This window comes from Streptomyces sp. NPDC058880 (assembly GCF_042742535.1).
GTDB lineage: Bacteria > Actinomycetota > Actinomycetes > Streptomycetales > Streptomycetaceae > Streptomyces.
In genome coordinates this window covers 212,839-223,493 of the sequence record NZ_JBHYMC010000002.1, presented here as the reverse complement: position 1 = coordinate 223,493, position 10,655 = coordinate 212,839, and the positions used below count along the sequence as shown (strand labels likewise).

Below are 10,655 nucleotides of genomic sequence, written 5' to 3'. Positions count from 1 at the left end.
GCGTGGAATCAATGTCCTGAAAATTCAGATAATCCATGCGTTTTCGCTGCCTGTGAATTCGTGGCGGGCGGATTTCGGCAACGGGGGATGAGTCATGATCGGGTCGCCCTTTTGTGGAGGGCCTGAGGGGGGAGAGAAATGGAAGTCAGTGACACCGCCGCCGAGCCGGAGTCCGTGGCGGACGCTCCGCCGAGACGTCGCTGGTTCCGGCGCCGCAGAGCCATCGGCGGCCTGGCGGCCCTGCTGGCGGTGGCCGTGGCGGTGCCGGTCGGCGTGCAGTTCGGCGGGGGCCAGAAGCCGAAGGGCGGCACCTCCGACGGGGCGACCGGGCCCGTGACCGCCCCGCAGGCGCGGAAGCTGGCCGCCGAGACGGGCAAGGACGTGGAGGTCTCGGCGGAGCGGAGCGCGAACACCACGACGTGGGCGCAGCCCGACGGCGTCTTCAAGAAGCACATCTCCAGCTCCGCCGTCCGCGCGCGGGTCGGCGAGGAGTGGAGGGCCATCGACACCGATCTCCACCGGGTCGAGGGCGGTTTCGCTGCGAAGGCCGTGAACGGCGCCGTCGTCTTCAGTGGCGGCAGCGCGGGAGGAGGCCGCGCCGCACGCGGCGCCGTGCGGCCCGCCGTGAAGGCGGACGTGCCCGGGCCGGCGTGGACCGAACTGGTCCGGCTGGACGTCGACGGGCACGAGATGTCGGTCAGCTGGCCCGGTGAGCTGCCCGCGCCGGTGATCGATGGTCCGCGCGCGCTGTACGAGAACGTCCGGCCCGGGGTGGACCTGCTCATGACCGCGCAGGACGGCGGCTACTCGCACCTGCTGGTCGTGAAGGACAAGCAGGCCGCGGCCGACCCGCTGCTCGCCGAGCTCAACTACCGGCTCGCCTCCCCCGACCTGCAGTTCCGGCTCGACGCCGAGTCCGGTTCCCTCAGTGCCCGCGACGCCGCGGGCGAGGAGGTGGCGGGCTCCCCCTCGCCCCTGATGTGGGATTCGTCGGGCAAGGTGGCGACGACCGACGACGTTCCGGCGTGGAAGCCGTCGGCGCTGGCCGCTCGGCACCCGACGCTCGGACTGGCGGGCCTGGCCGGCGCGGAGAGGGCGCACCTGTCCGTCGCGGCCGCCTCGTACCAGGACGGCACGCTCACCCTGAAGCCCGACGCGGCCCTGCTGAACGCCGCGGACACCGTATACCCGGTGTTCGTGGACCCTTCCTTCAAGGGGCACAAGCGTTCCTGGTCGCTGCTGTACAAAACGGCCGGCAATTCGAGCTTCTACAACGGGCAGAACTACAACGCCTCGGGCACGAATGAGGCACGGGTCGGTTACGAATCCGACTCGGGTGGCACCTCTCGCTCCATCTTCAATTTCGATGTCGGTTCCGAGCTCCATGGAGCGGGAATCCGCACGGCGGTCGTCCGGGCGCTGCAGACCTATTCGTGGTCCTGCACACGCAAGGACATGGACATCTACTCCACCCCCTACGCCACATCGTCCTCGACGTGGAACAACACCACGGGCTGGTGGGGCAACAAGATAGGCACCGAGAGCGCCGGCTACGGCTACAACAGTTCCTGCCCCGACAACTGGGTCGCCCCGGACATCAAGGGCCTGGTTTCCCAGGCCGCGAGTGCCCGCTGGAACGCCCTGTCCCTCGGGTTCAAGGCGCCGAGCGAGTCGGATTCGTACTACTGGAAGAAGCTGCTCGCCAACGGCGAGAGCGCCCCGTACATCGAGGTCACCTACAACAGCCCGCCCGACATCCCCCTCGCGGCGAACATGAGCACATCCCCGGGTGGAGAGTGCCTGACAGGCGGTACCGGCACTTCCATCGGCCTGACCGACGTGTCGTTCAGGGTCAAGGGCAACGACGCGGACGGCAACCTGAACCGCCTGCAGATCGAGATCTGGGACGCCGGGACCGGGCAGCCCGTCTTCGACGAGTGGCACGACGCCGACAGCGACGGGGTCCTCACGTACTCCGTGCCTTCGTCGACGTTCACCAACGGCCGCACGTACAAGTGGCTCTCCCGCGCCGTCGACCACGACGGCTTCGGCTCCCCGGGCGCGGGCCCGCGGGAATCGGGCTCCCCGGACTGGTGCACCTTCACCGTCGACCGCACCGCCCCCGCCAACCCCGCGGTCTCCTCAACGCACTTCCCGAAGGCGGACGGCGACACCTCCCAGTGGAGCGTGAACCCGGCCTCCACCCCGGACCAGGTCGTCGAGTTCCGCGGGAACGGCACCGCGGCGGGCACGATCCGCGAGTACCAGTGGTCCCTGAACAAGCCCACCTGGGAGGGGAAGGTTTCCCCCACCAACGGTGACCTGGCGTCCGTCAAGCTCCGGGTCGACACCGCCGGCCCCAACGTCCTGTACGTGCGGACCGTCAACCACGCGGGGAACGTCTCGGTCCCGACCGAGTACCTCTTCTACGTCAGCCCCCGCACCGGCACGGACAAGCCGGGCGACGTGACCGGTGACCACTTCGCCGATCTCCTCGCCATCGACAAGGACGGCAACCTGCGCACCTACGCCGGCGACAGCAGGGGTGACACCGACGTGTTCATCCCGGGTGCCGTGCGCGACGGCAAGCCCGTCGAGCCCGGCCACTTCAAGGACCCGGCCTCCGCCATCCCGGTGCTGATCGGCCACGCCACCGACTGGTATCCCGGCGACGGCATCACCGACATGATCGCGCGGATGCCCGACGGGAAGCTGTACATCTACCCCGGCATCGGTACCGGCCAGTTCGACGCCGGCCGCCGCATCGAGATGCAGCTGCCGCTGTCCGCGCCGGACCCGGCGACGTTCCGGCAGATCGTCGTCACCGAAGACGTCGACGGTGACGGCCTCCCCGACCTGTTCGCGCTGGACGCCGACGGCTTCTGGGCGTTCTCCGGCTACACCGGGTCCAGCTTCGCCTCCTACCGCAAGATGGCCACCGGCTGGGCCGCCCGCGACATCGTCGGGGTCCGGGACGTGTCCGGGGACAACGTGCCCGACCTCCTCTTCCGCGACGGCGCCAACGCCAACCGAACCATGGCGCTGCGCAAGGGCAAGCCGGGCGTCAACGGGGGCGCGGATCTCGCCTCGCTGCAGTTCGCGTCGAGTGCGGAGGGCGGCGTCGACAACACCTACGCGACGACCGCTTGGAACCGGACGGACTGGCCCAAGGTGTTGGGCACGGCGGACAACACCGGAGACGGCATCCCCGACATCTGGGGTGTCCGCTCCGACGGCTACCAGTACTACTTCCAAGGCGGCAGGACCACCTACGGCGAAGCCACCGGGCGTGACGAGGACTCCTGGAACACCTTCCTCGCCATCGGATAGCCGCACACGCACGGTCCGGGTGCCCTCCCCGAGCGACACGGGAGAGGGCACCCGCGCGTTCTCAGGGCGGTTCCTCCGGCGGCGGCTCCGCCGCCGCGCCCAGGATGCCGGACTGCGCGATGAGGTAGCCGAGCTGGGCCCGGCTGCCGCTGCCGAGGGTGGTGGCGAGCTTGGCGATGTGGGCGCGGCAGGTGCGGACGTTCATGCCCAGGCGGCGGGCGATGGCCTCGTCCACGTGCCCCTCGATGAGGAGCTGGGCGATGGTGCGCTGCACGCCCGTGATGCCGCCGGGGGTGCTGCGGTACGTCACCTCCTCCGTGAGGGGCACGGCGCGGTGCCACAGCTGCTCGAACACCTTGATGAGGTAGTCGACGAGGCCGGGGTGGCGCAGTTCCAGCGCGACCCGGCGGTCGTCGCTCACCGGGATGAAGGCGACCGTGCGGTCGAAGACGATGAGGCGCTCTATCAGCTCTTCGAGCGTGCGGATCTCCACCTTGCCCGTGGAGATGCGGTCCACGTAGGCGAGGGTGCCCTGGCTGTGCCGCGCGGTGTGCTGGTAGAGGGTCCGTATGCTGACCCCGCGGTCGATCAGCGGCTGGTCGCGTTCCAGGGCCTGTGTGAGAGCCTCGGAGGGGCGCGCTCCGCCCGGCTGGACCGTCAGCACCTCGGTGTGGCATTCGGCCGTCGCGAGGTTCAGCGCGGCGTTGATCCTTTCGAAACCCTCCAGCACCGTGATGGCATGGGTGTCGGCCGGGCTCTGCGCGCTGATGGCCAGGAAAGGCTCGAAAGTGTCGGTGAGATCTACAGCGCTGCGTCGGCGGTCCTGGATCTCGCGTTCAATCGGATGGAGTCGTTGCGCCAGAGCCACCGACGGGGGAACCGGGCGGAGTTGGTTGGCGTCATCCGGGTCGGGCTGCAGAAGGGCCAGTTCCAGCAGGCAGGGGGCGTTCTGGATCTCTCCCCGAGCGATCCGGCCGGTGCTCAGGGCAGCCGCGTAGAGCCGGGTTCCCTCGGCGCACATGGACGTGACGGGGTGGGGATGTGTCGCCATTGTCCCTTTTTGCGTCAAATCTCCACCCCCCAGGGTCCTGAACATGCAAGAACATGATGCATCGTCCCTGTGGCATTGACGTGCCTGAATGAGCCATCGTCTGACACGCGGGGGAGAGGATTCCATCAAGTGAGGACGAAGCCGACCATGTACAAGAGAATGCTTCGCTCGGTGCTTGCCATAGGTTTCTCCGCCGTTGCGGTTTTTGGGGCAGTCAGCGCCGTCGAAAGTGACGCGGGGAGCGTTGGGGGCGGTCAGGGTACGAGCCTGACGAGCACGGAGTTCGACACCGGCTGGACCACGGCGCCCGTGGGCAAGTACGCGGACACCGGCTGGACCGCCGCCGACCTCGGCGGCAAGGACGACACCGGCTGGACCGAGACTCCTGCGACGGTGTCCGCGTGACCCCCGACGACCGCGGCTTCCGCCGCGAGATGGCGTCCGCCTACCGCTCCGGTTGGCAGTTCATCGACCTCGCCACGGCCATCCCCCACCCCGGCGACTCGTTGATGGTGACCCTCTTCGGCCAACCGATCGTCATCGTGCGCGAGGAGGACGAGGACGTACGTGCCTATCGGTGCCTGCGCCGCCCGCGCGGCGCGCCGCAGCCCGTCCGCTGCGAAGTGCGCTACGGAATGGTCTTCGTCAATCTCGACCAGCGGGACCACCAGCTCTTCGAACCCGACATCACCACCGCCACCCCCCGCAGTGCCTGAAGCGATTCCCCCGTCGTTCCAGATCGCTCAGGCGCTACCCCCACACAACGGCGCCATCGTGGACCTGACCGCGATGGCGCCGTTGTGATGTCGCCGTCCAGTGCGTGATCCGGACAAGATGAAGGGTCAACGGCTCACGCGCGCCCCATGGCCCGGTCCAGGATGATCTCCACGACCACGCGGTCGGGATGGGGTGTCGGCGTCCGCCCGTACCGCTCCGCGTAGCGGGCCACCGCGTCGGCGACCGACGCCTCGTCCGTGCGGACCACCGCGCGGCCCTCCAGGGTGGCCCAGCGGCGTCCGGCCATCTGGCAGACCGCCACTCGTGCACCGCCGCCGTGCCCGTCCTGGGCCGCCAGGACGTTGCGGACCTTCTTGCTGTGCCTGTTGCTGATCACCCGGGCCAGGCCGGCCTCGGGGTCGTACGTCACGCCCACCGGCACCACGTGCGGGGTCCCGTCGGGGCGCGGCGTGGTCAGCGTGCAGACGTGCCGCTCCCGCCAGAAGGCGAGGTACTCGGGCGTCGGGTTGAGTACGTCATGGGACATGGCCCGAAGGGTACGGGGAACATGTCCACTCAGCTGCCTTGAGTGGAATAGACTCAACTTTGCATACGCTGACTCTGTCAGACCCAGTTGTGCATCCCTCGGAGAGGAGAAGACGCAGTGGACGCCGAGCTGACCAACAAGAGCCGGGACGCGCTGAACGCCGCCACCAGCAGGGCCGTCAAGGAAGGCCACGCGGACCTGACCCCCGCGCACCTGTTGCTGGCCCTGCTCGCCGGCGAGGACAACGAGAACGTGATCGACCTGCTGATCGCCGCGGAGGCCGACCAGGCCGCCGTGCGCAGCGGCGCCGAGCGCCTCCTCGCGGCGCTGCCCAGCGTCACCGGTTCCACCGTCGCGCCCCCGCAGCCCACCCGCGACCTGCTCGCCGTACTGGCCGAGGCCGACCGCGAGGCGGGCGAGCTCGGCGACGAGTACCTCTCCACCGAACACCTCCTCATCGCCATCGCCGCCAAGGGCGGCGCGGCCGGTGAGGTCCTTTCCGCCCAGGGCGCGACGGCGAAGAAGCTGCTGGACGCCTTCCAGAACGCACGAGGAGCACGGCGGGTGACCACCCCCGACCCCGAGGGCCAGTACAAGGCCCTGGAGAAGTTCGGCACCGACTTCACGGCGGCCGCCCGCGACGGGAAGCTCGACCCGGTCATCGGCCGCGACCACGAGATCCGGCGCGTCGTGCAGGTGCTCTCGCGCCGCACGAAGAACAACCCGGTGCTCATCGGCGAGCCCGGCGTCGGCAAGACCGCCGTCGTCGAGGGCCTGGCCCAGCGCATCGTCAAGGGTGACGTGCCCGAGTCCCTGAAGAACAAGCGGCTCGTCTCCCTCGACCTTGGCGCCATGGTGGCCGGCGCCAAGTACCGCGGTGAGTTCGAGGAGCGGCTGAAGACCGTCCTCGCGGAGATCAAGTCCAGCGAGGGCCAGATCATCACCTTCATCGACGAGCTGCACACGGTGGTCGGCGCGGGCGCCGGCGGCGACTCCGCCATGGACGCCGGCAACATGCTCAAGCCCATGCTGGCCCGCGGCGAGCTCCGCATGGTCGGCGCGACCACCCTCGACGAGTACCGCGAGCGCATCGAGAAGGACCCGGCGCTGGAGCGGCGGTTCCAGCAGGTGCTGGTCGCCGAGCCGTCCGTCGAGGACACCATCGCGATCCTGCGCGGGCTCAAGGGCCGCTACGAGGCCCACCACAAGGTCGTCATCAACGACAGCGCGCTGGTGGCCGCAGCGACCCTCTCCGACCGCTACATCACCTCCCGCTTCCTGCCCGACAAGGCCATCGACCTCGTCGACGAGGCGGCGTCCCGGCTACGCATGGAGATCGACTCCTCGCCCGTCGAGATCGACGAGCTCCAGCGCTCGGTGGACCGTCTGCGGATGGAGGAGCTGGCGCTGAACAACGAGTCCGACCCGGCCTCGCGCGAGCGCCTCGACAAGATCCGCAAGGACCTCGCCGACCGGGAGGAGGAGCTGCGCGGCCTGACCGCCCGCTGGGAGAAGGAGAAACAGTCCCTCAACCGGGTCGGCGAGCTCAAGGAGCGCCTGGACGACCTGCGCGGCCAGGCCGAGCGGGCCCAGCGCGACGGAGACTTCGACGCCGCCTCCAAGCTGCTCTACGGGGAGATCCCGGCCCTGGAGCGGGAACTGGCGGAGGCCACCGAGGAGGAGGCCGAGGCATCCAAGGCCGCCACGTCGAAGAACACCATGGTCAAGGACGAGGTCGGGCCGGACGACATCGCCGACGTGGTGGGCGCCTGGACGGGCATCCCCGCGGGCCGCCTCCTGGAGGGCGAGACCCAGAAGCTGCTCCGCATGGAGGACGAGCTGGGCCGCCGCCTGATCGGCCAGAACGAGGCCGTGCGGGCCGTCTCCGACGCCGTGCGCCGCACCCGCGCCGGCATCGCCGACCCGGACCGGCCGACCGGCTCCTTCCTCTTCCTCGGCCCGACCGGCGTGGGCAAGACGGAGCTGGCCAAGGCGCTCGCCGACTTCCTCTTCGACGACGAGCGGGCCATGGTCCGCATCGACATGTCGGAGTACAGCGAGAAGCACAGCGTGGCCCGGCTGGTCGGTGCCCCGCCCGGCTACGTGGGCTACGAGGAGGGCGGTCAGCTCACCGAGGCCGTCCGCCGCCGCCCGTACAGCGTGGTGCTCCTCGACGAGGTGGAGAAGGCCCACCCGGAGGTCTTCGACATCCTGCTCCAGGTCCTCGACGACGGCCGGCTCACGGACGGCCAGGGCCGCACCGTCGACTTCCGCAACACCATCCTGATCCTGACCTCGAACCTGGGCAGCCAGTTCCTGATGGACCCGGCCACCCCGGCCGACCAGAAGAAGCAGCAGGTCCTGGACGTGGTCCGGGCGAGCTTCAAGCCGGAGTTCCTCAACCGCCTGGACGACCTGGTGGTCTTCTCCGCGCTGAGCCGGGACGAGCTGGCACACATCGCCGAGCTGCAGATCCGCCGCCTGGCCGGACGCCTGGCCGACCGGCGCCTGACCCTGGACGTGACCCCCGAGGCCCTGGCCTGGGTGGCGGACAAGGGCAACGACCCCGCGTACGGCGCCCGGCCGCTGCGCCGCCTGATCCAGACGGCGATCGGCGACCGCCTGGCGAAGGAGATCCTCTCCGGCGAGGTGCGCGACGGCGACACGGTACGGGTCGACGTGGCGGGCGAGGACCTGCTGGTGGGCAAGGCGGTCTGACCCGGCCCGGGACCGGTGCGACCACCGGGCACCCTGCGTACAGGAACGTGCGCGGGGTGCACTCCTGTCCGCCCGCAGCGGATCCGTGACCGTCGGGCTGGACATGGGGTGGGCGGGATGGGGGAGGATGCAAGTATCCGCACGAAGGGAAGTACACGGTGAGCATCGACCCGGCCTCGATTCCGAACTTCGGAGGGCAGCAGCCCGATCCGCAGGCCACAGGACCGGCGGGCCCCGTCGTCCCCGACCAGGATCTGGTCAAGCAGCTGCTGGAGCAGATGGAGCTCAAGTACGTCGTCGACGACGAGGGTGACCTCGCGGCGCCGTGGGAGGAGTTCCGCACGTACTTCATGTTCCGCGGCGAAGCGGAGCAGCAGGTCTTCTCGGTGCGGACCTTCTACGACCGTCCGCACAAGATCGACGAGAAGCCGCAGCTCCTCGAGTCGATCGACGACTGGAACCGTCGCACGCTGTGGCCGAAGGTCTACAGCCACACCCACGACGACGGCTCCGTCCGCCTGATCGGCGAGGCGCAGATGCTGATCGGCACCGGCGTCAACCTGGAGCACTTCGTGTCCTCCACGGTCAGCTGGGTCCGCGCCTCCATCGAGTTCGACAAGTGGCTCACGGAGCAGCTCGGACTGGAGAAGGACATCGACTCCGCCGACGGCGAGGACGAGGACGGCGGGGACAACTGACCCCCCGCTCTCACAGGGGCACCTTGGCGAACACCAGGAGGTAGACCCCGTAGGCGTGACTGAGCCCGGCCAGCCCCGCGGTCACCACGACCGCGGAGCGCGGCCGGGCTCGCGCCATCGCGGCGGCCAGCGGCAGCAGCAGCGGGAACGCCGGCAGCAGGAACCGCGGCTTCGACTCGAAGTAGCCGGCGCCACCCACGGCGATCACCAGCAGGACCGCCGTGTAGACGAGCAACGGCAGCGGCGGCCGGTCGTCCACGAGCAGCAGCACCGCCAGCAGCAGGGCCGCGCCCAGCAGGAACGCCGACACGGTGGTGGCGAGCGCCACGGGCCCGCCGGTGAGCACCTCCCAGACCTTCAGCAGCGTGGCCCGGCCCCCGTCGAAGCGGGACCCCCACTGCCGCTGCACGGTGAAGTACCCCGTGAGGTCGTCCCGGGCCGCGCCGACGGCCACCACGTACCCCAGCCAGCCCGCCGGCGCCAGCAGGCCGGCCACCCACACCCCGGGTGCCCGGGAGCGCCGTACGAGCAGCGCGTGCAGGGCGGTGACGGACACCGCGGCGGCGACGGCGATCCCGGTGGGCCGGGTCAACCCCGCGACCAGCGCGAGCGAGGCGGCGAGCAGCCAGCGCCCGCGCAGCAGTGCGTACAGCGACCAGGCGGCGAGCGCGACCAGCAGCGGCTCGGTGTAGGCGAGGGTGAGCACCACCGCGTGCGGGGTCGCCGCCCACAGCGCGACCAACAGCAGCGCGACGCGCCGCCCGGCCACCAGCTCCCCGACCCGGTACACGCCGACGGCGGCCACCGCGGCGGCGGTCCAGGAGACCAGCAGCCCGCCCCACTCGCCGCCGCCCGCCAGCCGCACCAGCGCCGGGTACAGCGGGAAGAAGGCGTGGTCGCTCTGCACCAGCCCGGTGACGGGCCAGATCTGGGTGCGGCCGTAGCCGTGCCGGGCGATGGCGAGGTACCAGGCGGAGTCCCAGGAGTGCCCCAGCACCCGTACGGGGCTGCGCCCGGCCCACCAGGCAGCCAGGACCAGCACGGCGGCCCCGGCCCCGCGGACCACCGCGAACACGCCGAGCGCGAGGGCGGCCGAGGGCACCCCGACGGCCCTGACGTCCCGCGGCCGCACGAAAACCGACGTACTGCCCGTCGCCGTCATCTACCCCCGACTTCCCTGCGCTGTGTGAGGAGGCCCATCCGGACCATGAGGAGCCTCGGGCACACTAAGCGCCCCCGCCGCGCACCGGGCGTGAACGGCACCGGAAGCTCCGGTGACATCCCACACGCCGCCGCGCCCGGTCCACCGGCCCTCCGGTCCGGGGCCGCACCCTGCGCGCGGATCCGGTCCGCACCGCGCGGTGGCCCGTCCTCGATGCGCCCGTCAGGACGCCAACCGCTTGAGGCGGGTCACTGCCTCGTCCAGCAGTTCCTTCCGCTTGCAGAACGCCCACCGGACCGCCGAGACGAGCGCCGGCGGGGCGGTGATCCAGCCGACTCCTTCTTCGCACACCCATTCGCGGTTATGCGTCAAGCCCCTCCGCGGGATGTCCGGCGATGCCGGTGAGCCCAAGCGGATCGTGTCCCGGCGGCT

At 70.3% G+C, this 10,655-nt stretch carries 8 protein-coding genes; 4 read left to right on the top strand and 4 right to left on the bottom strand.

Annotation, left to right across the window (positions count from 1 at the left end):
* Positions 1-138: 138 nt before the first annotated feature.
* Positions 139-3,330, top strand: coding sequence for a DNRLRE domain-containing protein (locus ACFW2G_RS02795; RefSeq protein WP_384581267.1), 3,192 nt, complete (start codon positions 139-141; stop codon positions 3,328-3,330).
* A 61-nt stretch (positions 3,331-3,391) separates the two neighbouring features.
* Here ACFW2G_RS02795 and ACFW2G_RS02790 read toward each other — a convergent pair whose 3' ends face one another.
* Positions 3,392-4,426, bottom strand: coding sequence for a helix-turn-helix transcriptional regulator (locus ACFW2G_RS02790; RefSeq protein ID WP_384445995.1), 1,035 nt, complete (start codon positions 4,424-4,426; stop codon positions 3,392-3,394).
* Positions 4,427-4,815: 389 nt separating this feature from the next.
* Between ACFW2G_RS02790 and ACFW2G_RS02785 the strand changes: the two genes are divergently transcribed.
* Positions 4,816-5,097 carry a (2Fe-2S)-binding protein gene (locus tag ACFW2G_RS02785; RefSeq protein WP_051734285.1) on the top strand — a complete coding sequence of 94 codons (282 nt, stop codon included), beginning with the start codon at positions 4,816-4,818 and terminating at the stop codon, positions 5,095-5,097.
* A 134-nt stretch (positions 5,098-5,231) separates the two neighbouring features.
* Here ACFW2G_RS02785 and ACFW2G_RS02780 read toward each other — a convergent pair whose 3' ends face one another.
* On the bottom strand, positions 5,232-5,645 hold the full coding sequence (locus ACFW2G_RS02780; protein ID WP_384445996.1) for a pyridoxamine 5'-phosphate oxidase family protein: 414 nt from the start codon (positions 5,643-5,645) through the stop codon (positions 5,232-5,234).
* A gap of 117 nt (positions 5,646-5,762) precedes the next feature.
* Between ACFW2G_RS02780 and clpB the strand changes: the two genes are divergently transcribed.
* Positions 5,763-8,363 carry an ATP-dependent chaperone ClpB gene (gene clpB, locus ACFW2G_RS02775; RefSeq protein ID WP_037920783.1) on the top strand — a complete coding sequence of 867 codons (2,601 nt, stop codon included), beginning with the start codon at positions 5,763-5,765 and terminating at the stop codon, positions 8,361-8,363.
* Positions 8,364-8,521: 158 nt separating this feature from the next.
* On the top strand, positions 8,522-9,061 hold the full coding sequence (locus ACFW2G_RS02770; protein WP_030647953.1) for a YbjN domain-containing protein: 540 nt from the start codon (positions 8,522-8,524) through the stop codon (positions 9,059-9,061).
* Positions 9,062-9,071: 10 nt separating this feature from the next.
* On the opposite strand, the gene ACFW2G_RS02765 is transcribed toward ACFW2G_RS02770, so the two are convergent.
* Together ACFW2G_RS02765 and ACFW2G_RS02760 are read right to left on the bottom strand one after the other, a co-directional pair.
* Positions 9,072-10,193, bottom strand: coding sequence for a mannosyltransferase family protein (locus tag ACFW2G_RS02765; protein ID WP_384581265.1), 1,122 nt, complete (start codon positions 10,191-10,193; stop codon positions 9,072-9,074).
* Positions 10,194-10,445: 252 nt separating this feature from the next.
* Entirely contained in the window at positions 10,446-10,574 is a 129-nt protein-coding gene (locus ACFW2G_RS02760) for a hypothetical protein (protein WP_384581263.1), read from the bottom strand.
* Positions 10,575-10,655: the final 81 nt, after the last annotated feature.